A 25728-nucleotide genomic window follows, 5' to 3' on the forward strand; every position below is an offset into this window, starting at 1 on the left:
CCGGCGGTCGGCTCCCCCGGGGCATGCCTCGCCCGTCAGTCGCCCTGCCGCCGAAAGACCAGCGTGCCACACCTGCGGGTGGCCTCGACGCCCCCGGGTAGGTGCAGCGGGCCCTGTCCGCGCCATCCGGTGACCAGCAGGTCGATCGTCTCCAGGTGCCGGGCGAACAGGTCCCCGGCCGGACAGCCCGCCCGCAGCGCGGCCCTGCGCAGCACCCGGCGGCGCACCGCGGGCGGCAGTTCGGCCAGTTTCACGGCGTCCAGGGCGCCGTCGCCCGTACGGAGGTCGCGTTCGGCCAACGAGGCCCACTGGTCCAGGGCGTCCGCGTCGTCGCGGAAGAGCCGGGCGGTGCGGGCCAGCGCCTCGACCACTCCGCCGCCCAGGTGCTTCTCCAGGACCGGGAGCACCTCGTGGCGGACCCGGGAGCGGGTGTAGGCGGGATCACAGTTGTGCGGGTCGTCCCAGACCGGGATCGACTGGGCGGCGCAGGCCTGCCGGGTGGCCGCCCGGTCCAGCTCCAGCAGGGGGCGGCGGTAGCGGCCCTTCTGGGCGGGCATCCCGGCCAGGGAGCGGGCGCCGGAGCCGCGGGCCAGGCCCAGCAGCACGGTCTCGGCCTGGTCGTCCCGGGTGTGGCCGAGCAGCACCGCGATCGCGCCGTGGCGCTCGGCGGCCTCGTCCAGGGCGGCGTAGCGGGCGTCCCGGGCGGCGGCCTCCGGGCCGCCGGCGCGGCCGACCCGCACCGGGACGGCCTCCACCGGGTCGAGGCCCAGCGTGCTCAGCCGGTCGGCCACCTGGGCGGCGCGCTCGGCGGAACCGGCCTGGAGGCCGTGGTCGACGGTGACGGCGCCGACCCGCAGGCCGATCTTGGGCGCCTCGAAGGCGGCGGCGATGGCCAGGGCCATCGAGTCCGCGCCGCCGCTGACCGCGACCAGCACCAGCGGCGAGCCGGGCGCGGCCGGGGTGCGGGGCAGCCCGGAGGGGTGGCGGGCGGCGTTGCCGATCAGCGTGGTGCCGACCGCGGCGCCCACCAGCGGAGCCCCGGCGGGGCGCTCCCGGGGCGCGCGCACGGGCGCGGTGAAGGTGGAACCGGCCTCGGCGGCGAGGTCGGTGAGCGTACGGCGAACGGCCAGGCGTATCGCGGCGACGGCGGGGTGAGGGCCCACGGCGGACGACTCCTCGGCGGAGGGGGGACAGGACTCGCGGCGGACGCGGCGGGGACCGCGAACCGGCATGAGCGCCCGGTTACCGGGCGCTCACAGATGGTGGCAGATAGTGGCTGCCCACTACGCCACCCGCGCCCCCGGTACGACCACCGTCCCACGTTCGGGTGAATGAAGAAACGCTTCTTCACGCGTGGTCCAGCTGATTGGACCACTCGTACGAGCAGGTTCGGGCGACGCGCGCCGCTCGCCGCCCGGCCCCCGGAGCGCCCAGGCCCCCACCGGCGCCCCCGCCGCGGTCAGCGGGCCACCCGGGCCACCCAGGCGGCCGGGTCGTGGATCTCGTCCTTGGTCGGCAGGGTGTTCGGCGAGGTCCACACCCGGTTGAACCCCTCCATGCCGACCTGCTCCACCACGCCGCGCACGAACACCGCGCCGTCCTGGTACTGCCGCAGCTTCGCGTCCATGCCGAGCAGCCGGCGCAGCAGCAGGTCGAGCCGGTTGGCGCCGCGGTCCCGGCGCTGCTGGAACTTCTCCCGGATCTCGGCGACCGTCGGCACCACGGCCGGCCCGACGCCGTCCATCACCACGTCCGCGTGGCCCTCCAGCAGCGACATCACGGCCGTCAGCCGGCCGAGGATCTCGCGCTGCGCGGGCGACTGGACGATCTCCAGCAGGTTCCCGGACGAGGCGCTCTCCCGGCTGCCGCCGCCCGGCAGTCCGCCGAGCGAGCCCGCCGCGTCCCGCAGCCGCTCCAGCAGGGCGCCCGGGTCGACGTCCGTCTCGGAGAGGAAGGACTGCACCTCGGACTGGATGTGGTCGCGCAGCCACGGCACGGCGGTGAACTGCGTCCGGTGGGTCTCCTCGTGCAGGCAGACCCAGAGCCGGAAGTCGGACGGGTCGACGTCCAGCTCCCGCTCGACGTGCACGATGTTCGGCGCGACCAGCAGCAGCCGGCCCGGCCCGGGGCCCTCCGGCCCCAGCCGCGGCTTGTCGAACAGCGCGGCCGGACTGTCCGGGGCGTCCAGCGGGGGCTCGGCCGGGGCGAAGGTCTCGTACTGGCCCAGCACCTTGGTGGCCAGGAACGCCAGCAGCGCCCCGACCTCGATCCCGGTCGCCTTCTCGCCCACCGCACCGAACACCCCGGCGGCCGCGCTGTTCGCGCGCCGCGCCTGGAGCTTCTCCACCAGCGGCTGGACGACCGTGCGGAAGCCCGCCACGTTCGCGCGGATCCACCCGGGGCGGTCCACCACCAGCACCGGCGTCGCCGCGGCCCGGGACAGGCTGGACGAGTGCATGCCGGTGTACGCCCGCACGTGCTCCTCCGCCTCCAGGGCGTGCCGGCGCAGCTCGGCGACCACCGCCGCCGCTTCCTCCCGGCTCACTTCCGGCCCCGGCCGCACCAACCTGGTCGCGGTTGCGACCGCGAGGTTCCAGTCGACCATGTCAGCACCGCCACTCGCGCTCGTCATGCCCTCACCGTACGTGCTCCCCACCACCAACGGCAGCCACCCGCCGCGAACACCTCTCCCGGACGGGCCGCGGGCCCCGCCCCGGCCGGGGCCGCGGTGATCCGGGGGCCGGGGGCGGTCAGTGGCAGCCGCAGGTGGCGAGGCGGGCGGCGATCCGGTCCATGGCGGCGCGGGCGGTGTCGGCGGGGGCGGCCGTACGGGTCATGACGGCGAAGGCGAGCAGCCGGCCGTCGGCGTCGACGACCGTGCCCGCAAGGGTGTTGACGCCGCTGAGGGTGCCGGTCTTGGCGCGGATCAGGCCGGCCGCGTCGGCGGCGCCCGATCCGGAGCCGAAGCGCTTGTTGAGGGTGCCGGTGAAACCGGCGACCGGCAGGCCGGTGAGCACCGGGCGCAGGGCGGGTTGCTGTTCGGAGGCGGCCAGCGCGAGCAGCCGGACCAGCACCGCGGGCGGGATCGCGTTGCCCGGGTGCAGGCCGCTGCCGTCGTTGAGGACCACGCCGCCCATCGGCACGCCGAGCCGGGTGAGCTCCTGGGTGACGGCGGCCGCGGCGCCCTCGAAACTCGCCGGCTGGTGGGCGGCGACGGCGACCTGACGGGCGATCGCCTCGGCGAGCTGGTTGTCGGAGGTGGTCAGCAGGCGTTCGACCAGCCGGGCCACGGTCGGTGAGGACACCTCGCCGAGGGGGGCCGCGCCGGAGCCGGTCGGGGCGGGCGCGGGCGCGGCGGCGGGCTTGGCCGGGCCCGTCACGGTGATGCCGCGGGCCCTGAGCAGCGCGGCGAAGGCCTCGGCCGCCGCGGCCGCCGGGTCGGCGACCCGGTCCGGCGCGTCCTCCCGGCTCTTCGGGTCCGTCCGGCCCTCGTCCACCATCAGCGGGACCACCAGGGCGATGTTCTGCCCGTCGTGGTTCTTGTGCCGCGGGTTGCCCGCGTACAGCGACAGGTCGTAGTCCAGTTGGACGGTCGTGGTGCCGAGGCCCTTGAGGCTGTCGGCGGTCTGCTGGGCGAGGGCGTCCAGCGAGGCGGGGGCGGTGTCGGCGTCGGCCGGCAGACCGCCGATCTGCACCTGGTCGGCGGGCAGCGCGGTCAGCGTCGGGTCGCCGCCGCCGACCAGGGTGATCGTGCCCGGGTCCGCTCCCCGGACCACCCGGGTGTGCAGCCGGGTGTCGCCCGGGATCAGCGACAGGGCCGCGACCGCGGTGGCCAGCTTGGTGGTGGAGGCGGGGGTGGCCGCGGTGTTCTCCCCTGCTCCGTGGAGGAGTTGGCCGCTGCCGGCGTCCGCGACGGCGAAGGTGACCTCGCCGAGGCTCTTGTCCGCGAGGGCGGCGGCGAGCGCCTGCTGGAGGCCCTGCGCGGTGGGGGCGGCCGTGCCCTGGCCGCCGTCGACGGCGGCCAGGACGGCGCCCGGCGCGGGGGCCGGGCGCGCGGCGGGCGAGCCGCTGCCACCGGCGGCGGACGCGGACGAGGAGGCGCCGGGCGCGGGGGCGGCGGGCGGCGCGGCCCGGCGGCTGGTCGAGGCACCTGGGCCGTCGTTCGGACGGGGGCCGGACCCGCCCTTCCCGTGGTCGCCCCTCCCCCCGTCGCGGCCGCCCTGCGCGTCGTGGTCCCCGTCCTCGCCGTGCCCGGTGCTGTGGCCTCCAGGCGGCGGGAAGGGCTGCGCGTACGCACCGCCCGAGGTCAGGACCGTACCGACGACCAGGAGCGCCGCCCCGAACAGCCCGGCGGCCGTCCCCCCGCGGCGGCGAGCCGCCCCTCCCCCTGCTCCCACCGACCGGCCCCTTTCCCGAGCACTCACTCCCGTAGGAGACACTTGGATTCTGTCAGTCCCTACCTTGGAGGAACCGTTGGAGTTCGACGTCCTTATCGAAATCCCGAAGGGCTCTCGTAACAAGTACGAGGTCGACCACGAGACCGGCCGTCTGCGGCTCGACCGGATGCTCTTCACCTCGACCCGCTACCCGGCCGACTACGGCTACGTCGAGGGCACGCTCGGCGAGGACGGCGACCCGCTGGACGCCCTGGTCATCCTGGACGAGCCGACCTTCCCGGGCTGCCTGATCAAGTGCCGCGCCATCGGCATGTTCCAGATGACCGACGAGGCCGGCGGCGACGACAAGCTGCTCTGCGTCCCGGCGACGGACCCGCGCTGGGAGCACCTGCGCGACATCCACCACGTGTCGGAGTTCGACCGCCTGGAGATCCAGCACTTCTTCGAGGTCTACAAGGACCTGGAGCCCGGCAAGTCCGTCGAGGGCGCCAACTGGGTCGGCCGCGCCGAGGCCGAGGCCGAGGTCACCGCTTCGATCAAGCGTCTGGCGGACCAGGGCGGCCACTGAGCCGTCGTTCCGATCTCATTCGATCGAGGGCGGTCGGGGTAGGTCGGGACAGCCCGGGGCCGGGGTTCGCGGATTTCTCCGCGGGCCCCGGCCTCTGTCGTGTCCGGGGGCGGGGGGACTTGCCGACGGCCTGTCGGCAAGACGGAACGTTAGGTTAGGCTAACCAAAGTCGCCGGCCCGGTTCCCCACCGGCCGATCCCGGACCCAGGAGGCCGCATGCCCACGCCCGCGCCCGTCCCGTTCTCCACCGTGCTCCGCACCGCCAGCAGCGAGGAGCACGAGGCCGCCGAACAGTCCTCGTTCATGAGCCGGCTGCTGGGCGGACGACTCGGGGTCGACGCGTACGCCGACCTCACCGGCCAGCTCTGGTACGTCTACCGGGCCCTGGAGAGCCGGGCCGGACAGCTCGCCGAGCACCCGCTGGCGGGCCCCTTCATCGACCGGGCCCTGCTGCGCACGGAGGCCATCGAGCGCGACCTGGCCCATCTGCGCGGGCCCGACTGGCGGGACGGCCTGGCGCCGCTGCCGGCCACCGCCGCGTACGTCGCCCGGGTCGAGGAACTGGCCGCCGAGTGGCCGGCCGGGTACCTCGCGCACCACTACACCCGCTACCTGGGCGACCTGTCGGGCGGTCAGATCATCCGGGGCGTGGCCGAGAAGACCTGGGGCTTCGAGCGCAAGGGCGACGGCGTGCGGTTCTACGTCTTCGCGGAGGTCGACAACCCGGCGGCCTTCAAGCGCGAGTACCGGGCGAAGCTGGACGCGGCCGGCGAGGCGATGGACGAGGTCGAGCGGCGCCGGGTGGTCGAGGAGTGCAAGCGCGCCTTCGTGCTCAACGGGGCGATCTTCCACGACCTGGACGCCCGCTACCCGCTGAGCGCGTAGCCGAGCGCGGAAACGATCCTTCTCGGCCACCCGAAGGAACGGCCCCGGCGAGCGGTTGCTCGCCGGGGCCGTTCGCCGTTCTCACCGGGGCGTCAGGCCCGGGCCGCACCGCGCCGGTTGCGCACCAGCACCGTGGCGCTGCCGCCGACCAGCAGCAGACCGGCCGCGGTGGCCAGCAGCGGGCCGACCGGGGTGTCCGCGCCGGTGGCGGCCAGCGAGCCGCCGGCACCGGCCAGGCCGCCGGTGGTCAGCGAGGCGCCGCCGGAGGTGCCGCCACCGCCCGTCCCCTGGCCGCCGCCGGCCGCGGCACCGGCGCCACCGCCGCCGGCCGAACCGGCGGGCGGGGCCGTCGGCAGCTTGGCGTCCTTGTCGAAGGCGAGCGTGGCGCTGACCGGGTCCAGGGCCGTACCGGCCGGGTAGTTGGAGAAGACCGGCACGCCCTCGGCGGTCAGCACCGCCGGGACCCTGGACAGCGTCACCACGCCGTCGACCGGCTTCAGGGCGGAGGCCGGGACGTCCAGCTTGGCGATCCGGGCGCCCCTCAGCGAGGTCGACCTGCCGTCCGGGGACTTGCCGTTGACGTCGGCGGTCAGGAACGCGCCGTCCCGGTCGATGGCCAGGCCCAGCTTGGAGAGCGTGGTGTCCAGCGCCCAGCCGTCCTTGCCGGGGTGGCCGAGGAATCGGACCGAGCCGCCGAAGGCGGCGGTCAGGGTGTGGTCGGCGGTGTTGTACGAGCCGGTGGCGCCGCCGAAGCGGTAGTCGGCCGCGCCACCGCCGAACTCGACCTTCCCGGCGGCCATCGGGGACGCCAGGTAGCCGCGGAAGCTCTCCTTGACCGTCCAGTCCAGGGCACCGTTCAGCACCGGCAGGCGGCCCGGGGTCGCGCTCGGGCTCCCGGTCGACGACGGGGAGGCGGTGGCGCCCGACGACGGGGTGGCGGAGGGCGAGGAGCCGGCCGAAGGCGTGCCGGACGACGGGGCCGAGGTCGGCGTGCCCGTCGGCGTGCCCGTCGGCGTGCCGGTGGGGGCCGTGCTCGGACCGCCGGTCGGGCCGGCCGTCGGACTCGCGCTGGTGCCGGGGCTCGTGCTCGGCGAGGAGGTGGTGGTCGGCCGGGGCGTCGCCGGGCTCTGCTTCAGCAGCAGCGACAGCGGGTCCATGTCCGCCCCCGCCTGGTAGAAGCCGGCGAAGACCCGGGTGCCCTGCTCGGTCAGCTTGGCGGCGGCCGGCACCCCGTTGGTGGTGTCCCGGGCGACGGTGAAGGTCACCAGCGGCACGTCGTCCCGGCGAGTGATCTCGGTGGCGCCCGTCGACTCCTTGGAGGCGGTGTCGGCGGTCAGCGTGCCGGTGGTGCCGGAGGTGGTGATCCGCAGATCGCTGAGCGCGACGTCCAGCGCGCCGTGGTGGGCGGTGAAGTGCACGCCGCCGGTGAAGGAGGAGCTGAGCGCGTGGGTGGTGAGGTCGTAGGCCGCGTTCGCCAGGCCGAAGTGGAAGGTGCCGTCGGCGTTGCGGGTCGCGCCGCCGGTCAGCTCGATCGCGCCGCCCTGGGAGGCCGGGCCCTCGATGTAGCTGCGGAATCCGGCCTTCACGCCCCAGTCCAGCGCGCCGGTGTCGTACGTGACGCTGCCCGGACCGCCCGCGCCGAAGGCGAGTGCGGGGGCGCCGAGGGCGGTCAGGCCGAGGCCGACGGTGGCGGCCGCGACGGCGGCGAGCCGGGTGCGGTTGCGGGACATGCGGGGTACTCCGTTCGGAGGGGGAGTTCGAAGGGGTGGAAGGAGCGGGGGACGCTCCCGGGGGTCAGGCGTCGGCGTCGGGCCCGGTGGCATCGGGGGCCGACGCCGCGGCGGCCGCCCGGCGGCGGCGGACGAGCAGCCCGCCGGTGGTGGCCAGGGCGGCCACCAGCACCGCTCCGCCGACCGCGGCGGCCACCGGCACACCGTCCGCGGAGGACGCGGCGACGGGCGCGGCGGCCGGGGAGGCGGACGGGTTCGCGGCGGCCTCCGGCGGGGTGGCCGGGGCGCTGCCGAGGTCGGGCAGCGGGGGCAGCGCGGCGGCCGGGTCGAGGGCGACGGCGAAGCTCAGCGGGTCCATCTCGGTGCCCGCCGGGTACAGGCCGCCGAAGGCCCCGGCGCCGCCCTCGGCGAGCTTCAGCGGCAGTTCGACGGCCTTCAGCAGGCCGCCTTCGGCCTTGAGGCCGGCCGGGTCGAAGGTGGCCAGTTCGACGCCGGCCGACTGCCGGGTGGCCCCGTCCGGGGTGCGGCCGGAGACGTCGGCGAGCAGTCGGCCCCGGCCGCCGGAGACGGTGACGGCCGGGTTGGCGAGAGTGAGGTCCAGACCGTAGCCGTCGCCGCCGCGCATCCCGGTGAAGCGGACGGTGCCGGTGAAGGCGGCGGTCAGTTCGCCGGTCGCCGGGTCGTAGGCGCCCTTGGCCGGGGCCCAGCGGAAGAACGCTCCGCCGTCCGCCGCCCCGCCGCCGAGCTCCCAACGGCCCTGGGCGATGGCGCCGGTGACGTAGTCCCGGAAGGTGCGGCGCACGCCCCAGTCGAGGGCGCCGGCGGCGAACTCGGTACGGGCCGGGGTCCGGGCCGCCGGCTCGGCGGTGGGCGTCGGCACCGGCGCCGTCCCGGCCGCGGCCCCGGTCGTGGTGCCGGTCGTGGTGCCGGTCCCGGCCGCGGGGGCCGCGCCGGGAGCCGGCGCGGACGGCGCCGAAGTCGTCGGTGCGGCGGGCAGGTTGACCGAGAGCGCCAGCGGGTCGAGGGCCGTTCCGGCCTGGTAGAAGCCGCCGAAGGCCTTCGCCCCGGCGTCGGTGAGGGTCGCCGGGACGCCGCTCAGCGTCAGGGTGCCGGCCGCGCCGCGCAGGTCGACGCCGGCCAGCGAGAGGTCGGCCAGCTTGGCCTGGCTCGCGCTGCTCACCTGGCCGGTCTCCCTGGACTTGCTGCTGACGTCCGCGTACAGCCCGGCCGCGCCGCCCTGGACGGCCTTGAAGGTGAGCCGGCCGACGCTCAGGTCGAGCGCGTCGGCTCCGCCCTCCCGGTGCCCCGTGAACCGGACCCCGCCGGAGAAGGCGGCGGTCAGCGCGCCGGTCGTCGGGTCGTAGGTGCCGTTCGCCGAGTGGAACCGGAAGGTGCTGCCGCCGACCGTGGCGGCGCCGCCGGTCAGCGCCCAACTCCCCTTCGCGATGGGCCCGGTGACGTAGGTCAGGAAGGACTGCTTGATGCCCCAGTCCAGCCGCCCGCCGGAGACCCCGCCCTCGGCGGCGGCCGCCGCGCCCGGCGACAGGCCCACCGTCAGCAGGGCGGCCAGGGCGGCCACCAGGGCGGCGGCCGAACGGCGGAGCCGATGGGACAGCGGCACGGCGGATCACTCCTCAGGGGTGCGGGGGCGCGACGGGGGGAGGGTCCGGCGCGGCCGACCCCCTTGCGGAATTTAGGTAAGGCTAACCTAATATATGAGTCAAGAAGCCCGCCCCGCACTCCTCGCCCGAGCCGCGACAGGCGTCAACTCCCGACGGAAGGAAGCAGGTTGAGCAGCACGATCCGACCCGGGGCGGCCCGCGGGCCCGCCCTCCTGCTGCTCGCCCTGGGCCTGCTGCTCGCCCTCACCGCCTGCGGCAGCACCAAGGCGGCGCCCACCGCGGCCGCCTCCCGGGCCCCCGACACCGTCGAGCCGCTGGTCGGCGACCCCGCCCCACGGCTGCCCGCCACCACCGCCTCCGCCGACGGCCGCGAGGTCACCGTCACCAGCGTCGAGCGGATCATCCCGCTCAACGGCAGCCTCTCCGAGCTGGTGTTCAGCCTCGGCCTCGGCCCCAAGGTGGTCGCCCGGGACGTCTCCACCACCTTCCGGCAGGCCGCCGCCCTGCCGGTGATCACCCAGGCCCATGACGTCTCCGCCGAGGGCGTGCTCTCGCTGCACCCCACCGTCGTCCTCGCCGACCGCTCCACCGGCCCGGCCGAGGCGATCGCGCAGATCCGGGCGGCCGGCGTCCCGCTGCTCGTCCTCGACGACGCCAAGCGGCTGGCCGACGTCGGCCCGCGCATCGACACCGTCGCCGCCGCACTCGGAGTCCCGGACGCCGGACGGCAGTTGAGGGAACGCACCGACCAGCGGATCGACCAGGCCGAGGCCGCCGTCCCGGCCTCCGGGCGCCACCCGAGAGTCGCCTTCCTCTACCTGCGCGGCAGCGCTTCCGTCTACCTGCTCGGCGGCCCCGCCTCCGGCGCCGGCTCGCTCATCGAGGCCGTCGGCGGCGAGGACGCCGGCACCGCCGCCGGCCTCACCGGCGACTTCACCCCGCTCACCAGCGAGGCCCTGGTCAAGGCCGCACCCGACGCGATCCTGGTGATGAGCAAGGGCCTCGACTCGGTCGGCGGCGTGGACGGCCTGCTCAAGCTGCCCGGCGTCGCCCAGACCCCGGCCGGGCTCGACCGCCGGATCGTCTCGGTCGAGGACGGCCGGCTGCTCAGCTACGGACCCCGCACCCCGCAGGTGCTGCGGGAGATCGCCGCCCAGCTCTACCCGGCGGACGCCACATGAGCGTCGCCGCGCGCCACGGAGCCCTCCCGGCCGTCCGCCGCACCACCCTGCTCACCGCCGGACTCGCCGCCGCCCTGGTCCTCTGCGCCCTGCTCGCGGCCGGCGTCGGCGCCTACCGCATCCCGCTCGGCGACATCCTCGCCTCCACCGCCCACCGCCTCGGCCTCGGCGGCCACGCCCTGGACCGGGTGCCGGAGTCGGTGCTGTGGAACGTCCGGCTGCCCCGGGTGGTGCTCGCCCTGCTGGTCGGCGGTTCGCTGGGCTGCGCCGGGGCGCTGATGCAGGGCGTGTTCGGCAACCCGCTCGCCGAACCCGCCGTGATCGGCGTCTCCTCCGGCGGCGCGGTCGGCGCGGTGGCCTGCATCGTCCTCGGCCTGGACGCCCTCGGCAGCTGGACGGTCACCGCCTCCGCCTTCGCGAGCGGCCTGCTGACGGTCTTCGCGGTGTACGTCATGGCCCGCGCCGGCGGGCGCACCGAGGTGGTCACGCTGATCCTCACCGGCGTCGCCGTGAACGCCTTCTGCGGCGCCCTGATCGGCCTCTTCCTGTTCACCGCCGACTCCGCCGCGATCAGCCAGGTCACCTTCTGGCAGCTCGGCTCGCTCGCCCAGGCCACCTGGGGCAAGGTGCTGGCCGTCCTGCCGTTCGCCCTGGTGGGCCTCGCCGTCGCGCCGCTGTACGCCCGCAAGCTGGACCTGCTGGCCCTCGGCGAGCGCCCGGCCCGCCACCTCGGGGTGGACGTCGAGCGGATGCGGCTGGTGCTGATCACCGTCGTCGCGCTGCTCACCGCCGCGGCCGTCGCGGTCAGCGGGATCATCGGCTTCGTCGGCCTGGTCGTCCCGCACCTGCTGCGGATGCTCGCCGGGCCCGGCCACCGCTTCCTGCTGCCCGCCTCCGCACTGGGCGGGGCACTGGTGCTGGTGGTCGCCGACCTCGCCGCCCGCACCCTCGCCGAACCGGCCGAACTGCCGCTCGGGGTGCTCACCGCGCTGATCGGCAGCCCGTTCTTCTTCTGGCTGCTGCGCCGGACCAGGACCAGGCAGGGAGGCTGGGCGTGAAGCTGCGCCGACACCGGGAGATCCCCGAACGACCCGCCTCCGGGAGCGAGTTGCTCACCGCCGAGGGCGTCCGGCTGGACCTCGGCGGGCGCCCGCTGCTGGCCGGCGCCGCAGTCCGGGTCGCGGCCGGCGAGGTGGTCGCGCTGCTGGGGCCGAACGGCGCCGGCAAGTCCACCCTGCTGTCCGTCCTGGCCGGCGACGTCCGTCCGGACGGCGGCGCGGTCACCCTGCGCGGCCGCCCGCTGAGCGGCTACGGCGCCGCCGAACTCGCGCTGCACCGGGCGCTGCTCCCGCAGTCCGCCGCGCTGTCCTTCCCGTTCCCCGCCGACGAGGTGGTCCGGATGGGCCGCGCGCCGTGGGCGGGCACGGCGGCGGCGGCCGAGGACGCCGCGGCCGTGGCCGAGGCGATGGCCGCCACCGAGTCCACCGCCTTCGCCGGACGCCCGTTCACCGCCCTGTCCGGCGGCGAACGGGCCCGGGTGGCGCTGGCCCGGGTGCTGGCCCAGCGCACCCCGCTGCTGCTCCTGGACGAGCCGACCGCGGCCCTCGACCTGCGCCACCAGGAGCTGGTGCTGCGGGTCGCCCGGGCCCGGGCCGCGGCCGGGGACGGGGTGGTCGTGGTGCTGCACGACCTGTCCCTGGCGGCGGCCTACGCGGACCGGGTGGTCCTGCTGACGGGCGGGGCGACGGTCGCGGACGGGCCGGTCGCCGAGGTGCTGCGGGCACCGCTGCTCAGCGAGGTGTACGGGCACCCCGTCGAGGTGCTGGCGCACCCGCGCACCGGGGTGCCGCTGGTGCTGCCGGAACGCGGCTGAACCCGCGGACCCGACAAGCCCCGGGGCGGTCAGTCCTCCAGGCGGAAGCCGACCTTCATGCACACCTGGTAGTGCTTGATCCGGCCGTCCTCCAGGTGGCCCCGGACCTGCGAGACCTCGAACCAGTCGAGGTTGCGCAGCGTCCGGGAGGCCCGCTCCACACCGTTGCGGATCGCGGCGTCGACGCTCTCGGCCGAGGACCCGACGATCTCGGTCACCCGGTACACGTGGTCGGTCATGGCGGACTCCTCAGCTGTGCGACGGCCCCCGGTCCACCGTGCACCGGCCCGGGTCCGCCCGCACCCCGGCGGGCGGCCACCGGCCCCCGGGCGGGGGCCGGAGACGGCCCGGTCCCGCCCCGGGCGGGTGCTGGAGCGCCGTCCGCACCCCGCCGCCGAGCGGTGGGGCCGCGCCGGCCCCAGGACGCCCCCTAGAACGCCGCCCGCACCTCGCCGACCCGCACCCCGCCGCCGAGCAGCGGGGCCGCGCCGATCCGCTCGACGGTCTCGTCCGCCCCGGCCACGCCGAGCCGGCGCAGCGCGGCTGCCAGCACCGGGCCGCGGGCCCGCTCGCCGCCGTCCTCGATCTTGAAGGCCAGCGCCCGCCCGTCGGGCAGCGCGACCACCTGGACGGCCTCGGCGCCCATCTTGGACAGCGCGCCCGGCAGCGCCCGCATCAGCCAGGTGTCGGCCCGCCGGGTGCCGGCCACGTACTCGGGGTGGGCGCGCATCGCGTCGGCGACGCGGCGCGGCTCGGTGCCCTCGGCGGCCAGCAGCAGGCTGCGGTAGCCGCGGGCCAGGCCGGTCAGCGACACGGCCAGCAGCGGCGCGCCGCAGCCGTCCACCCCGGCGTGCGCGGCGCTCTCGCCGGTGCCCTCCTCCAGGGCCTCGCGGGCCAGCCGCTGGATCGGGTGGGCCGGGTCGAGGTAGCTCTCGGTGTCCCAGCCGTTGGCCGTGCAGGCGGCCAGCCAGCCGGCGTGCTTGCCGGAGCAGTCCATCAGGATCGGGGCGCGCTCGCCGCCGGCGGCGAGCAGCAGCTCCGCCTCGGTCTCGTCCAGCGGCAGGTCGGCCGGGGTGCGCAGGGCCGATTCGTCGAGCCCGGCGGAGCCGAGGATGCTCCGCACACCATCGAGGTGAAACGATTCTGCGGAGTGGCTGGAGGCCGCCAGCGCCAGCAGCTCGCCCTCGATCGCCAGCCCGGCCCGCAGCGTGGCCACCGCCTGGAACGGCTTGGCGGTCGACCGCGGGAAGACCGGGGCGTCCGGGTCGCCGAGCGCGAACTCGACCGAGCCGTCCGCCGCGAGCAGCACCAGGGAGCCGTGGTGACGGCCCTCGACGAAACCGGAGCGCACGACCTCGGCGAGAACGGGCGCGATGGCGGGCAGGGACATGGCGGATGAGCCTTCCGGGGCGAGGGTGGGCCTGGAGCGAGCCGGGCCCACCGCCCGCGGCGACTCACCCGGTCAGAGCGGCCCTCCCGCGAGCAGGTCGTCGACCCGCGCTTCCCCATCACGGTACCTGCGGGTGATCTCGGCATTGCAACCGTCGGCCGTGCGCAGCAGCCGCTGGCGCCGTCCGGACACCTCGCGCTCGTGCGCCCGCAGCCGTTCCAGGGCGGCCAGCAGTTCCTCGGCCGGGTGCGCCGCCAGGTCGGCGAGCTGGACGTCGCCCATCAGCGCGTCCGCCTCCAGCTGGGACTCCTGGGTGCGTGGCGGGCCGAGGGTGACGTGCCGGGCCGAGCGCCGCACGGTGGAGGGAGCGTCGGTCAGGATGGCCGGCAACCGGTCCAGCAGGTCGCCGGGCACCGGTCCGGGGTAGGCCGGGCCGATCACGGAGACCGGGCCCACGCCGGGCCGCCGGTCGAGTTCGGCGCGCAGGATGTCCATCCGCCCGTGCAGCAGCCGGCGCAGGTAGGACAGGTCGGCCTCCTGCTCCAGGGTCTCCCGGCGCAGCACCCGCAGCTGCTCCAGGCCCAGCCGCTCCAGGTCGGGTTCCTCCCCCGTGCCCGCCGCCGGACCGTACGGCCCTCCGGGGGCCCGCACCACCGGCCCGGACCGGTCCCGCGCCGCACTGCTCGCGTCCATCACCCAACCACCTGACATCGTCCGATCCCGCCCGCTCGCGGCGCCCCGTCCCTGCCGCCGGTCCGTCCCGTCCCCCGGCGGGCCGCGCGTCCCGTCCACCGGCCCGCCCGGGAACCCCGGAGGTGCCGGTCCCGGCCGCGACCGCCCACCGGGCGGCTGCGCCGGACGCTGACCCACCGGCTCGACCGCCCGGTCGAACCCGGCCCGACGCGGCGGACCTCCTGGCGCCCCGGACCCTTCGTACGGTCCACCAGCGTGCCACCCCACCCGGCGCACGCGCACCGCCCGTGCACCCGAACGGCCCCCTGGCGAACGGGGGTGGCTGATATGACCGGCCCTTTCCCCAGGAAGATGGGCGCCCGATTCGGCGCAGGCGCTCACCCCCGGGCGCGCGCAGCCTGCTTACGCGCCCCTGGTGTGCGCCCTGAGGAGGCCGCTGAGGCGTACGGGAAGGGTGCGGCGCGGGGCCAGGGGCGCGGGGGCGCCGGCGGGCCCGGACGGCGGACGCGGGGGCCCTCCGGGGGCCGTACGGCGCTCCGGCACAATGGCGGCATGCGAGCAGTGGTGCAGCGAGTGACCGAGGCCCGGGTGACCGTGGCCGGTGAGACCGTCGGCGCGATCGAGGGGCCCGGGCTCTGCGTCCTGGTCGGCGTCACCCACGACGACACCCCCGCCAAGGCCGCCCAACTGGCCCGCAAGCTCTGGACGCTGCGGCTGCTGCCCGCGAACGACGAGGGCGTGGAGCAGAGTTGCTCGGACCTCGGCGCCCCGCTGCTGGTGATCAGCCAGTTCACGCTCTACGGCGACGCCCGCAAGGGCCGCCGCCCCACCTGGAACGCCGCCGCCCCCGGCCCGGTCGCCGAGCCGCTGGTGGACGAGGTGGTGGCGCAGCTGCGCGCGCTGGGCGCCAAGGTGGAGACGGGCCGGTTCGGCGCCGACATGCGGGTGGCGCTGGTGAACGACGGCCCGTTCACCGTCCTCGTCGAGGTCTGACCGGCTCGGGCTCCGACCGGGGCGTAGCCCGAGCGGGTCGGAGCCCGAGCGGCCCACTACTGCGGGACGATCACGTCCTGGGTGCCCGGCACCGTGCCGGCCAGCAGCACGGCGTCCACCGGGACGTTCCGCTTGACGATCGCCAGCGCGATCGGCCCCAGCTCGTGGTGCCGGGCCGAGGAGGTCACGAAGCCCAGCGCCCGCCCGTCCGGGTCGCTGGCCAGCCGCACCTCGGTGCCGTGCGGGGGCAGCGTCTCCTCGGTGCCGTCCAGGTGCAGGAAGACCAGCCGGCGCGGCGGACGGCCCAGGTTGTGCACCCGGGCGACGGTCTCCTGGCCGCGGTAGCAGCCCTTCTGCAGGTGGACGGCGGTGCGCAGCCAGTCCACCTCGTGCGGGATGGTCCGGTGGTCGGTCTCGAAGCCCAGCCGGGGCCGGTGGCCCTCGATCCGCAGCGCCTCGTACGCCCAGACCCCGGCCGCCGGGCCGTAGCCGGCGGTGAGCCGCTCCAGCTCGCCGCGCGGCACGAACAGGTCGCGCCCGTGGGGGAGTTCGCGGACGGCGGCGGCTCCCTCGACGGAGGCGGTGGAACCGGCCGGCAGATGGACGACGGCGTACTCGGCGGTCGCGTCGGCGACCTCCACCCGGTAGAAGAACTTCATGCTCTCCAGGTAGGCCACCAGCGCCTCCTGGGTGCCCGGCTCGACGTGCGCCCAGGTGGTCGCGCCGTCGTCCACCAGGTAGAGCGCGTGCTCGACGTGCCCGTTCGGGGAGAGCACCAGCGCCTCGGCGGCCTGCTGCGCGGGCAGCTCGCTGACGTGCTGGGTGACCAGCAGGTGCAGCCAGGCGAGCCGGTCCTGGCCGGTCACGGTGATCACACCGCGGTGCGAGAGGTCGACGAAGCCGGCCCCCCGCGACAGGTTGCGTTGCTCGCGGAAGATGTCGCCGTAGTGGGCGGCGACACCCTCGTCGGCCCCCTCGGCGGGGACGGCTCCGGGCAGGGAAAGCAGCGGGCTCTTCACACCGGTCATACCGGTCAGCTTACGACTGCTCCTCGGCGAGCCCGGCGGTGCAGTCGGCGCAGCGGCCGAAGATCGCGAAGTGCTTGAGGTCGGTGTCGAAGCCGTGCCGCTCGCGCAGGCTGTCGATCAGCGGCTGGGCGATCTCGGTGTCGGTCTCGGTGACCTTCTCGCAGTCCCGGCAGACCAGGTGCAGGTGGTGGTGGCGGCCGGCCAGGTGGTACGTCGGGGCGCCGTGGCCCAGGTGGGCGTGCGAGACCAGGCCCAGCTCCTCCAGCAGCTCCAGGGTCCGGTAGACGGTGGAGATGTTGATGCCGCTGGCGGTCCGGCGGACGTGGCAGAGGATGTCGTCGGGGGTCGCGTGGTCGAGCTCGTCGACCGCCTCCAGCACGAGCTGGCGCTGCGGGGTGAGCCGGTACCCGCGTTCGCGTAGGTCGGCCTTCCAGTCGTCCGAGAGGTGCCAGTCGCCGGAGAGCTGCCAGTCGGTGGTGCCGGTGTCCGCCACGGTACTGTCCCTGCCAATGGTCGGGGGTCCTGAGGCAAGTGTAGGGACCGGCCGGGGGCCGGTCCCTACCTCGTGCACCGACTCTTCGGTGACCTGCCTACTTGAAGAAGGCGATGCCGTCGTCCGGCAGGTCGTTGATGTCCTTGACCAGCTGGGCCGGGCTGAGCACCTTCTTCAGCTGGGCGGACATGTACGGGCGCAGCGGCACGTTCGGGGCGGCCTTCTCGCCGACCCACAGCAGCTCGCCGTTGACGAAGCCGTACAGCCGCTTGCCGCCGGAGTACTCCGGCGAGCCCTCGATCCGGGCGACCGCGTCGGTGGAGACGTCGACCTGCGGCTTGCCGTCGGCCAGCTCGCCGTACCAGATCTCGACCGTGCCGTCGTCGCGGACGGAGGAGATCTCGATGCCCCGGGCACCGCTGGTGCCGTCGTGGTTGCTGGTGATGCGCCAGAACGCGTGCTCGTTCTCCAGCGGACGGACCTTCTCGCCCTCGTTGTTCAGCACCCAGGTGCGGGAGCGGAACTCCAGGAAGGGGCGGCCGTCGTGGCGGATCACGATCTCCTGGCCGAAGTTGCACTTCTCCGCGCCCGGGCCCCCTTCACCCGGCAGCGGGGCGTAGACGCCCGCGCCCTCCCAGGTGCCGAGGAGGAAGGCGAGCGGGACGACGTCCTTGTGGAGGTCAGAGGGGATCTCGATCATGTTCCTGGTCGCTGTTCTCGTCGGTGTGGGAATGCCTCAACCGTACGGCAGGCTCAGCGCTGGCCCTGGTACAGCTTCATCACCGAGAAGATGGCGAACCAGGTGATCAGCACGGCCATGAGGGCCAGCAGACCGTCGAAGAAGATTTCCAGACCGGACACGGGGGGCTCCCAGGCGGCGACAGTGTGGTGGATTTTGCTCCGCTCACTCTATCCGCCGGGTTCCGGCCGGTCGCGGTGAGCCCCACCACGTCGCGGTTCGCGCCGTCCCCCCGCGGCTGCTCAAGCTTTGCCCAAGGGTTCCGGGGATGCCGGACGGCGGGGGCGGCGGGCGCTCTAAGGTGGCGCCATGCCGAAGAAACTGGTCATCAAGGTCACCGCAGGGGCGGACGCGCCGGAGCGGTGCTCGCAGGCGTTCACGGTGGCGGCGGTGGCCGTCGCCAGCGGGATCGAGGTCTCGCTCTGGCTGACCGGGGAGTCCTCCTGGTTCGCGCTGCCGGGCCGGGCCGCGGAGTTCGAGCTGCCGCACGCGGCGCCGCTGCCGGACCTGCTGGAATCGATCCTGGCGGCCGGCTCGGTGACGCTGTGCACCCAGTGCGCGGCACGGCGCGGGATCGAGCAGAAGGACACCGTCGAGGGTGTCCGCATCGCGGGCGCCCAGGTCTTCGTCAGCGAGATCATGGCGGACGGCGTCCAGGCGCTCGTGTACTGACGCCCCGCCCCTACGGGTGCTCCTCGTGGTCGGGGCGGTCCCGGTCGTGGCCGGGCTCGTCCCACTTCGGGTCGTCCCAGCGCGGGTCGTCCCACCAGTCGTCCTCGGGGTCGCGCTTGTTGGCGAAGACCGCGGCGGCGGGCGGGATGACCATCGCGACGACGCACATGCCGATCGCCGCACCGACCGAGAAGAACCGCACCACTCCCCAGGCCATGACGAACAGGCCCAGGCACACGCCCATCATGGCGAAGTAGTAGCGACGCCGCCGCTTTGCCCGCACCCCTCCACGGTACGGCCGAGGGCCCCTGCGCGGCAGGGGCCCTCGGGGTGGTCCGGGTGATTCGTTCCCGGCTCCGGTCAGACCGCGATCGCGACCTCGACGGCGGTGCCCTGGGAGGCCACCACCTGGCGGTCCACGGTCTGGCCCGGCACCAGCGCGCGCAGGGTCCACTTGCCCGGGCGGGCGAAGAACCGGAACTGGCCGGTCGCCGAGGTGGGGACCTCGGCCGTGAACTCGTTGTTCTCGTCCAGCAGCCGGACGTAGCCGTTGACCGGCTCACCGTCGCGGGTCACCGAACCCTGGATGATCGTCTCGTTCGCCACGTCAACTCCTGCCAGGTCCGGGCCGCCGGCCTTCGCACCGCACATGTCTGTGTTCCCTTCTGACTTACCGGTCGAGCCGGAGGCTCAGTTGCTGCCGAGCTCGATCGGCACGCCGACCAGGCTGCCGTACTCGGTCCACGAGCCGTCGTAGTTCTTGACGTTCTCCTGGCCGAGCAGCTCGTGCAGGACGAACCAGGTGAGCGCGGAGCGCTCGCCGATGCGGCAGTAGGCGATGGTGTCCTTCGCCAGGTCGACGCCCTCGGCCTCGTAGAGCGCCTTGAGCTCGTCGTCGCTCTTGAAGGTGCCGTCGTCGTTGGCGTTCTTGGCCCACGGGATGTTGCGGGCGCTCGGCACGTGGCCGGGGCGCTGCGACTGCTCCTGCGGGAGGTGGGCCGGGGCGAGCAGCTTGCCGGAGAACTCGTCGGGCGAACGGACGTCGACCAGGTTCAGGGTGCCGATGGCGGCGATCACGTCGTCGCGGAAGGCGCGGATCGAGGAGTCGACGGCCTGCGCCGTGTACTCGGTGGCCGGACGGGCCGGCACCTCGGCGACCAGGTCGCGGGAGTCCAGCTCCCACTTCTTGCGGCCGCCGTCCAGCAGGCGGACGTCGCCGTGGCCGTACAGCTTGAAGTACCAGTAGGCGTACGAGGCGAACCAGTTGTTGTTGCCGCCGTACAGGACGACGGTGTCGTCGTTGGCGATGCCCTTGGCGCTGAGCAGCGCCTCGAAGCCGGCCTGGTCGATGAAGTCGCGGCGGACCGGGTCCTGGAGGTCCTGCTTCCAGTCGATCCGGACGGCGTTGCGGATGTGGTTCTTGTCGTACGCGGAGGTGTCCTCGTCGACCTCGACGATGACGACCTTCGGGTCGTCCAGGCGGGCCTGGACCCAGTCGGCGTCGACCAGGACGTCGCTGCGGCTCATGGTGGTTCTCCATCCGAGGGCGGTTGTGCGGAAGGTGCTGCTCAGGAGGGTGCTGCGGGGTGCCCGGGTGGGTGCGGTCCGAAATCCTGTCCGAATGCCGGGACGAAGGGGTGGGACCGGTGGCGCCGGGCGGAAACCGAGGAGTACGTCGGCGGCCGCCCGCCCACAGGGCCGGGCGCGGTCACCGGAAAGATCGGCGGCGGGCGTCAACTGCCCTGCCGGAACGCCGAGTCAGCGCATTCGACACAGACAGGCGGCCACGCGGCACAGGTCTACCGCCCGCCGCTTCGTGAGGTCCGTCTGTCGCTTCATGCCGACGATGCTAGGGACACCGGAGGCCCGCTGTCATCAGCGTATCGAATAGTGGGACCAGAACGACCGGATGATGGGATTTGACCCCGGCTTGGCCTCACGGGGGCCCGCCCGGGGCCGGGCGGAGGCCTCCGGGGAACGTGCGCGGGGCGGAAACGGCACCGCTCCACGGTTCACGCTGGACAGCGCGTCTCGCGGAGCGGAACGATTCGGCAGGTCCGGCCGGGGCGGGCGGATCAACCCAGGAGCTTGACGTCCTTGCCGTCGAAACTCAGCTGGAGGCCCTCCGGCAGCGGCGTCACGCCGCCACCCCCCTCCTTCTCGGCCAGCTTCAGCCCAGCCGGCAGCGAGTCCAGGGTGAAGCTCATCGGCTCGATCTGCTGGTTGGTGGCGCCCGCCACCATGCCCGCCAGCGAGCTCAGCCGGAAACCGTCCACCGTGACGGTGTTGCCCTTGTTGTGGACGTTGCCCTCGCCGATCGCGATCGGCCCCAGCGAGGCCTTGACCTTGCCCGGCCCGGCGTAGGACAGGCTCAGCCGGGAGTTGCCGCCCACCGGCAGCTTCGTCCCGTGCAGCAGCTCGGAGGCGGGCGGCAGCAGCTGCGCGAGGTCCGGGTAGGAGATCACCCCGCTGCCGGTGCCGCTGTCCACCGTGGCGCTGCTCATGCTGTCACTGACCTTGACCCCGGACAGCCGCGCCTTGAACGAGTGCAGCGCCACCTGGTGGCTGCCGTCGCCGACGGTCAGGCCGTCGGAGGAGATCCGGACGTCGTCCAGCTTCATCGACACCACCTGGGTGAGGAACGGGAAGCCCTCGATCGAGACGTCCGGGCGCTGGCTCATCCGGCCGCTCTTCACGATCCGGTCGGCGGCCTCGTCCTCGGCCACGCCCACCGCGATCCGGTCGGCGCCCAGCAGCAGGCCGGACAGCACCGCCAGGCTGATCGTGGCCTTCAGCCATCCGCGCATCGTGTCCCCCGTCGTCGCCGGTCGCAGTGCTCGTTCGTCGCTGTGGTCGTCGGTCGTTCCGGTCGCTCTGGTCGCTCTGGTCGCTAGCAGTAGGTCGTCCGCCGTGCCGCGGCGGACGCGGGACACGTCCGCCCCGCACGACCGTACGACGTCCCGCCCCGGAACATGGTTCCGGGGCGGGACGGGTCAGGCCAGCAACTCGGTGGCGATCCACACCAGCGGCGCGGACACCGCCAGCGGCAGCGCCACCCCCGCCGTCATGTGCACGAAGCGGGACGGGAAGTCGTACGCCGCGACCCGGCGGCCGACCAGCGCCCCCAGCCCGGCCAGCGCACCGAGCGCCACCGGCGCCCCGACCAGCAGGCCCAGCGCCACCGCCGCCGCCAGCCCCAGCACCGGGCCCAGCACCTTCGGCCCGGGCAGCGGCGCCGCGGCCAGCAGGGTGGCCAGCGCCACCGCGCCCACCGCGGCCGGCACCCAGTCCGCCAGCAGCAGCGCGGTGCACAGCACCGTCACCACGGTGGCCGAGCCGAGCACCGTCAACGCGTAGAACCGCTCCTTCGGGTCCGACGGGCGGAACGTCTGCAGCACCAGGACGAGCAGGAAGAACCCGCCCAGGGTGCCCACCACGGCCGCCACGCCGCCGTCGGAGTCCGCCAGCAGCACCGCCGCGTCCGCCGTGAAACCGGCCAGCGCGGCGAGCAGGATGCCCTGCCGGGCCGGCCACATGCCGTTCAGCCGGAACCAGCCGGCCGCCGTCAGCAGCTGGAGCAGCGCGACCACCAGGGCCAGCGCGATCTGCCCGAGCGCGGCACCGCCCGCCAGCAGCGCGGCCGCGCCGGCGGTGATCAGGGCCGGCTGCAGACCCGGGTCGATGATCGGCGAGCCGGTGCGACCGCCCGGACCCGCGGGCGCCGCCGCCTGCCGCGGGACGGGCTGGTACGGCGGTGCGGCCGGGGCGCCGAGCGGGCCGGGGGTGCCGGCCGGACCCAGCGGGCCGGGGGCGGCCGGGCGCTTGAGCGTCATGGTCGGCGGGTCGAAGGCCTCCGCCGACTGCTGCGCGGGGGCCGGCTGCGGCGGCGGAGCCGCGTGCCGGGCCCGCGGCCTCGACGGCTGCTGGAGCTGGAGCGTCGGGTCCGGCTGGGGCTGCGCCTGCCGCTCCCGCTGCTCCGGCTTCCGCCGCCGCTGCCGCGCCTGCTGGAGCTGCTCCTGCAACTGCGGGGGCTGCTCCTGGTGCTGCGGGGGCTGCTGCCGGCGCTCCTGCGGAGGCTGCTGGTGCAGCTGCGGAGGCTGCCGCAGGTTCGGCTGTTCCCGGTACTGCTGCGGCGGACGCTGCTGCGCGACCGGCGGGCCGGACACCACCACCGGCGGCAGCAGCGCCGTAGCCTCGGCGTCGCCGGCCGCCGGCACGGGCGGCAGCAGGGTGGTCGCGTCGGCGTCGTCGAAGGCCGGCACCGGCGGCAGCACCGCGGTCGCGTCCGCGTCCTCCACCGGGTAGCCGTACGGCGGCCGGTGGCCCGGCTGCTGCTGCGGCGGGAAGTGCTGCTGCTGTGGGTGCGGCTGCTGCGGGTAGGGCTGCTGCTGCGGCCACTCGCCGTAGCCGCCGCGGTTGGGGTGGTTCGGATGGTTCGGGTTGTTCATGTCCGTCACGCTGCTCAGCCTCCCGCGAACGGCGGGAGGACCTCCACCGTCCCGCCCTCGGTCAGGGCGACGGTGGTGTGGTCGCGGCCGCCCACCTGGGCCCCGTCGACCAGGAACGAACAGTGTCCGAGCAGCCGGACGAGCTTCGGCCGGTCGGCGTGCCGCCGCTTCGCCCCCGCCAGCGCCTCCGCGAGGGTCGCCGCCTCGTACGGCTCCTCGGCCAGCCCGGCCTCGGACTTCGCCGCCGCCCAGTAGCGGATCGTCCCGCGCACCCGGGCGCCGCTGGCGGGCTCGGTGGTCGCGCCCATCGGGCCACCCCTTCTCGTCGTCCTCGCCCGGTCCCGGTGCCCCGGTCCGGTTCGCCACCGCGACGCCCGCCGGACCACCCGAACGATGGACCCCGGACAGCGCCTCCGATGCGCGTCCCATGATGGCGTGTCCGCCGCCACGAGCGGCAATCGCCCTGGCCGGAGGGGCCCGGAGCGCGCACCGGCCTCCCGGCGCGCCACCGCCGGACGGCACCGGACCGGCGCTCGAAGCTGTGTCCAGCCTCACCCGGCGCACGCCCGAATTGGGCGAACCGCCGGATTCGGGCACTCCCGGCGGAGGGGGCGGTCGGCTATCCTCGACCACCAAGAGGGATCCGGGCAGAGTCGCCCCCGGGTCCTTTTGTGCTTCCAGGACGCCAGTACGGACGTTCTTGCGATTCGTCGGCCCACCCCCGGCGCGCAGCAGGAACCGCCCCGCCCGACGCGGCACAACGACGTGCCCCGGCCGACCGGGGCATCGCCACCCGGCACCGGGCCGCCACCCGGCACCGGACCAGACCGGAGGGTTCGCGGTGATGAACAGGGCAGAAACGGTGCGCCCGGGGTCGCGGGCCCCTCGGCGCGGTCGCCGTCGCGCCCCGCTCGCCACCCGCTCCACCGGTTCGCCGCGGCCGGCCGTCGTCCTTCCCTCCCCTCCAGCACGTGCGCCATCCGGCTGTGGCGGCAGCCGTAACGCGACCGCGACGACCCGGAAAGGGGACCACCGGGTATGAGTTCTCTCCTCCTCCTCACCAATGCGCTGCAACCCTCCGCCGAGGTGCTGCCCGCCCTCGGACTGCTGCTGCACAACGTCCGGGTGGCACCCGCCGAGGGCGCGGCCCTCGTGGACACCCCCAGCGCGGACGTCATCCTGGTCGACGGCCGGCGTGACCTCCCGCAGATCCGGAGCCTCTGCCAGCTGCTGCGCTCCACCGGCATCGGCTGCCCGCTGATCCTGGTGGTCACCGAGGGCGGCCTGGCCGCCGTCACCGCCGAGTGGGGCATCGACGACGTCCTGCTGGACACGGCCGGCCCGGCCGAGGTCGAGGCCCGGCTGCGGCTCGCGCTCGGCCGCCTCCAGGTCGACGCCGACGACAGCCCGATGGAGATCCGCAACGGCGACCTCTCGGTCGACGAGGCCACCTACTCCGCCAAGCTCAAGGGCCGGGCGCTCGACCTCACCTTCAAGGAGTTCGAGCTGCTCAAGTACCTCGCGCAGCACCCCGGCCGGGTCTTCACCCGGGCGCAGCTGCTCCAGGAGGTCTGGGGCTACGACTACTTCGGCGGCACCCGGACCGTGGACGTGCACGTCCGGCGGCTGCGCGCCAAGCTCGGCGTGGAGCACGAGCAGCTGATCGGCACCGTGCGCAACGTCGGCTACCGCTTCGTCGTCCCGGAGAAGCCGGAGAAGGGCGAACGGCCGGAACTCGCCCAGCGGCCCGCGGCCCCCCTGGAGGCCTGAGGCCGGGCCGTTCGGAGCCGGCGCGGAGGCGAGCACGGGACCGGTACGGGGCCGGGCGGGCCACCCCCCGCCCGGCTTGTCCGGTTCCTCCCGGAGGCCTTCGTCGGCCTGCGGAACAGGGCCCCGGACCCCACTGCCGCCCCGGGGGCCACACGCGTAGACTCCCCCCGTGGCCAAAGTGACGCGCGACGATGTAGCCCGGCTGGCTGGTACCTCGACCGCGGTCGTCAGCTACGTCATCAACAACGGGCCGCGCCCGGTCGCGCCCGCGACCCGGGAGAAGGTCCTCGCGGCGATCGACCAGCTCGGCTACCGGCCGAACAGCGTCGCCCAGGCGATGGCCTCCCGGCGCACCAACCTGATCGGCATGGTCGTCCCCGACGCCCGCCAGCCCTTCTTCGCCGAGATGGCGCACGCCGTGGAACGGGCCGCCTCCGAGCGCGGCAAGCTCGTGCTGATCGGCAACTCCGACTACGTGGACGACCGCGAGGTGCACTACGTCCGCGCCTTCCTCGGGATGCGCGTCTCCGGCCTGATCCTGGTCAGCCAGGGCCCCTCGCAGCGCGCCGCCGAGGAGTTCGCCGCGATGGAGGGCGCCAAGGTGGTGCTGCTGCACCGCCGGCCCGAGGCGATCGACGACGTCGCGGTGGTCACCGACGACGTGGCGGGCGCCGAGGCGATCGTGCGCCACCTGCTGGAGGTGCACGGGCACCCGTACGTGGCCTGCTTCGGCGGCCCGGTCGAGTCCCCCGCCCCCGGCGACCCGGTCATCGACCACGTCGAGGGCTGGCAGCGCGCCATGGACGCGCACGGCATCCCCACCGAGCCGCACCTGATCGACGCGCCCTTCCACCGCTACGGCGCCTACGACGTCGCGCTCGGCCTGCTCCGCTCGCCGGACCGGCCGCGGGCGGTGTTCTGCTCCACCGACGACCAGGCGATCGGCGTGCTGCGGGCCGCCCGCGAGGTCGGCCTGCGCGTCCCCGAGGACCTGGCGGTGGCCGGCTTCGACGACGTGCCCGAGGCCGCGCTCGCCGACCCGCCGCTGACCACCGTCGCCTCCGACCGCGACGCGATGGCCCGGGCCGCCGTGGACCTGGTGCTGGACGACTCGCTGATGGTGCCCGGATCGGACACCGAGCGGGTCCGCACGTTCCCGTCCCGGCTGGTCATCCGCCGCTCCTGCGGCTGCGGCGGCGACAACGGCGGCCGATCCGCACCGGAGTAGCCGATTCCGCTCGGCAGG

The 25728-nt window shown here is 75.0% G+C and carries 27 protein-coding genes; 9 read left to right on the forward strand and 18 right to left on the reverse strand.

What is annotated here, in order from left to right:
- Positions 1 to 35 precede the first annotated feature (35 nt).
- The 3 genes from tilS to dacB form a co-directional block, all read right to left on the reverse strand.
- Positions 36 to 1163, reverse strand: coding sequence for a tRNA lysidine(34) synthetase TilS (gene tilS / locus ACWD4P_RS00845; RefSeq protein ID WP_359830618.1), 1128 nt, complete (start codon positions 1161 to 1163; stop codon positions 36 to 38).
- A gap of 296 nt (positions 1164 to 1459) precedes the next feature.
- Positions 1460 to 2632: a zinc-dependent metalloprotease gene (locus ACWD4P_RS00850; RefSeq protein ID WP_359830615.1), complete on the reverse strand. Its 1173-nt coding sequence runs from the start codon at positions 2630 to 2632 to the stop codon at positions 1460 to 1462.
- 118 nt (positions 2633 to 2750) lie between these two features.
- Positions 2751 to 4397 carry a D-alanyl-D-alanine carboxypeptidase/D-alanyl-D-alanine endopeptidase gene (gene dacB / locus ACWD4P_RS00855; RefSeq protein ID WP_449778132.1) on the reverse strand — a complete coding sequence of 549 codons (1647 nt, stop codon included), beginning with the start codon at positions 4395 to 4397 and terminating at the stop codon, positions 2751 to 2753.
- Positions 4398 to 4473: 76 nt separating this feature from the next.
- Here dacB and ACWD4P_RS00860 point away from each other — a divergent pair, with 76 nt between their 5' ends.
- Both ACWD4P_RS00860 and ACWD4P_RS00865 read left to right on the forward strand, forming a co-directional pair.
- Entirely contained in the window at positions 4474 to 4965 is a 492-nt protein-coding gene (locus ACWD4P_RS00860) for an inorganic diphosphatase (RefSeq protein WP_329932372.1), read from the forward strand.
- A 216-nt stretch (positions 4966 to 5181) separates the two neighbouring features.
- Positions 5182 to 5850 carry a biliverdin-producing heme oxygenase gene (locus ACWD4P_RS00865; protein WP_359831814.1) on the forward strand — a complete coding sequence of 223 codons (669 nt, stop codon included), beginning with the start codon at positions 5182 to 5184 and terminating at the stop codon, positions 5848 to 5850.
- 92 nt (positions 5851 to 5942) lie between these two features.
- Here ACWD4P_RS00865 and ACWD4P_RS00870 read toward each other — a convergent pair whose 3' ends face one another.
- On the reverse strand, positions 5943 to 7580 hold the full coding sequence (locus tag ACWD4P_RS00870; protein ID WP_449778133.1) for an HtaA domain-containing protein: 1638 nt from the start codon (positions 7578 to 7580) through the stop codon (positions 5943 to 5945).
- A gap of 64 nt (positions 7581 to 7644) precedes the next feature.
- Positions 7645 to 9201: an HtaA domain-containing protein gene (locus ACWD4P_RS00875; protein ID WP_449778134.1), complete on the reverse strand. Its 1557-nt coding sequence runs from the start codon at positions 9199 to 9201 to the stop codon at positions 7645 to 7647.
- Positions 9202 to 9369: 168 nt separating this feature from the next.
- Here ACWD4P_RS00875 and ACWD4P_RS00880 point away from each other — a divergent pair, with 168 nt between their 5' ends.
- The 3 genes from ACWD4P_RS00880 to ACWD4P_RS00890 are packed head-to-tail and all read left to right on the forward strand — an operon-like array spanning position 9370 to position 12256.
- On the forward strand, positions 9370 to 10383 hold the full coding sequence (locus ACWD4P_RS00880; RefSeq protein WP_449778135.1) for a heme/hemin ABC transporter substrate-binding protein: 1014 nt from the start codon (positions 9370 to 9372) through the stop codon (positions 10381 to 10383).
- On the forward strand, positions 10380 to 11441 hold the full coding sequence (locus ACWD4P_RS00885) for a FecCD family ABC transporter permease (protein WP_449778136.1): 1062 nt from the start codon (positions 10380 to 10382) through the stop codon (positions 11439 to 11441). Before ACWD4P_RS00880 ends, ACWD4P_RS00885 begins: the two co-directional genes overlap by 4 nt.
- A 2-nt stretch (positions 11442 to 11443) precedes the next feature.
- Entirely contained in the window at positions 11444 to 12256 is an 813-nt protein-coding gene (locus tag ACWD4P_RS00890) for a heme ABC transporter ATP-binding protein (protein ID WP_449778156.1), read from the forward strand.
- Positions 12257 to 12285: 29 nt separating this feature from the next.
- On the opposite strand, the gene ACWD4P_RS00895 is transcribed toward ACWD4P_RS00890, so the two are convergent.
- From ACWD4P_RS00895 to ACWD4P_RS00905, 3 genes are all read right to left on the reverse strand, one after another.
- Positions 12286 to 12495: a dodecin gene (locus ACWD4P_RS00895; protein WP_359818850.1), complete on the reverse strand. Its 210-nt coding sequence runs from the start codon at positions 12493 to 12495 to the stop codon at positions 12286 to 12288.
- A gap of 191 nt (positions 12496 to 12686) precedes the next feature.
- Positions 12687 to 13646, reverse strand: a complete 960-nt coding sequence (locus ACWD4P_RS00900) for an asparaginase (RefSeq protein WP_449778137.1) — start codon at positions 13644 to 13646, stop codon at positions 12687 to 12689.
- A gap of 72 nt (positions 13647 to 13718) precedes the next feature.
- Entirely contained in the window at positions 13719 to 14339 is a 621-nt protein-coding gene (locus ACWD4P_RS00905) for an RsiG family protein (RefSeq protein WP_359818856.1), read from the reverse strand.
- A gap of 552 nt (positions 14340 to 14891) precedes the next feature.
- On the opposite strand from ACWD4P_RS00905, the gene dtd reads away from it, so the two are divergent.
- Positions 14892 to 15332, forward strand: coding sequence for a D-aminoacyl-tRNA deacylase (dtd, locus tag ACWD4P_RS00910; RefSeq protein ID WP_359818859.1), 441 nt, complete (start codon positions 14892 to 14894; stop codon positions 15330 to 15332).
- 56 nt (positions 15333 to 15388) lie between these two features.
- On the opposite strand, the gene ygfZ is transcribed toward dtd, so the two are convergent.
- The 3 genes from ygfZ to ACWD4P_RS00925 all read right to left on the reverse strand — a co-directional run bounded on the left by ygfZ (position 15389) and on the right by ACWD4P_RS00925 (position 17553).
- A complete protein-coding gene (gene ygfZ / locus ACWD4P_RS00915) occupies positions 15389 to 16351 on the reverse strand; it encodes a CAF17-like 4Fe-4S cluster assembly/insertion protein YgfZ (protein ID WP_359818941.1) in 963 nt (320 codons plus the stop codon).
- 19 nt (positions 16352 to 16370) lie between these two features.
- A complete protein-coding gene (locus ACWD4P_RS00920; RefSeq protein WP_359818862.1) occupies positions 16371 to 16853 on the reverse strand; it encodes a Fur family transcriptional regulator in 483 nt (160 codons plus the stop codon).
- Between the two features lie 97 nt (positions 16854 to 16950).
- Complete coding sequence (locus tag ACWD4P_RS00925; RefSeq protein WP_359818865.1) at positions 16951 to 17553, reverse strand: FABP family protein; 603 nt, start codon at positions 17551 to 17553, stop codon at positions 16951 to 16953.
- 348 nt (positions 17554 to 17901) lie between these two features.
- Between ACWD4P_RS00925 and ACWD4P_RS00930 the strand changes: the two genes are divergently transcribed.
- A complete protein-coding gene (locus tag ACWD4P_RS00930; protein WP_189924813.1) occupies positions 17902 to 18264 on the forward strand; it encodes a DsrE family protein in 363 nt (120 codons plus the stop codon).
- Between the two features lie 10 nt (positions 18265 to 18274).
- Here the strand turns inward: ACWD4P_RS00930 and ACWD4P_RS00935 are convergent, their stop codons facing one another.
- The 7 genes from ACWD4P_RS00935 to ACWD4P_RS00965 all read right to left on the reverse strand — a co-directional run bounded on the left by ACWD4P_RS00935 (position 18275) and on the right by ACWD4P_RS00965 (position 23020).
- Positions 18275 to 18547 carry a DUF3099 domain-containing protein gene (locus ACWD4P_RS00935; RefSeq protein ID WP_449778138.1) on the reverse strand — a complete coding sequence of 91 codons (273 nt, stop codon included), beginning with the start codon at positions 18545 to 18547 and terminating at the stop codon, positions 18275 to 18277.
- A gap of 77 nt (positions 18548 to 18624) precedes the next feature.
- Positions 18625 to 18915 (reverse strand): DUF1416 domain-containing protein, encoded by a 291-nt coding sequence (locus ACWD4P_RS00940; RefSeq protein WP_030288989.1) that lies wholly within the window; start codon positions 18913 to 18915, stop codon positions 18625 to 18627.
- 39 nt (positions 18916 to 18954) lie between these two features.
- Positions 18955 to 19791, reverse strand: a complete 837-nt coding sequence (locus ACWD4P_RS00945) for a sulfurtransferase (RefSeq protein WP_359818871.1) — start codon at positions 19789 to 19791, stop codon at positions 18955 to 18957.
- A 231-nt stretch (positions 19792 to 20022) separates the two neighbouring features.
- Positions 20023 to 20103 carry an Ms5788A family Cys-rich leader peptide gene (locus ACWD4P_RS00950; RefSeq protein ID WP_350517234.1) on the reverse strand — a complete coding sequence of 27 codons (81 nt, stop codon included), beginning with the start codon at positions 20101 to 20103 and terminating at the stop codon, positions 20023 to 20025.
- A 236-nt stretch (positions 20104 to 20339) separates the two neighbouring features.
- The gene (locus tag ACWD4P_RS00955; protein WP_359818874.1) at positions 20340 to 21071 is read right to left on the reverse strand and encodes an LmeA family phospholipid-binding protein; all 732 of its coding nucleotides are present in this window, start codon (positions 21069 to 21071) and stop codon (positions 20340 to 20342) included.
- 186 nt (positions 21072 to 21257) lie between these two features.
- Complete coding sequence (locus tag ACWD4P_RS00960) at positions 21258 to 22712, reverse strand: hypothetical protein (RefSeq protein ID WP_449778139.1); 1455 nt, start codon at positions 22710 to 22712, stop codon at positions 21258 to 21260.
- A gap of 14 nt (positions 22713 to 22726) precedes the next feature.
- A complete protein-coding gene (locus ACWD4P_RS00965) occupies positions 22727 to 23020 on the reverse strand; it encodes a MoaD/ThiS family protein (protein WP_359818880.1) in 294 nt (97 codons plus the stop codon).
- 730 nt (positions 23021 to 23750) lie between these two features.
- Here ACWD4P_RS00965 and ACWD4P_RS00970 point away from each other — a divergent pair.
- Positions 23751 to 24482: a response regulator transcription factor gene (locus ACWD4P_RS00970; protein WP_359818883.1), complete on the forward strand. Its 732-nt coding sequence runs from the start codon at positions 23751 to 23753 to the stop codon at positions 24480 to 24482.
- Between the two features lie 169 nt (positions 24483 to 24651).
- Complete coding sequence (locus ACWD4P_RS00975) at positions 24652 to 25710, forward strand: LacI family DNA-binding transcriptional regulator (protein ID WP_359818886.1); 1059 nt, start codon at positions 24652 to 24654, stop codon at positions 25708 to 25710.
- The last annotated feature ends 18 nt before the right edge of the window (positions 25711 to 25728 follow it).

Source organism: Kitasatospora sp. NPDC002543 (genome assembly GCF_053594915.1).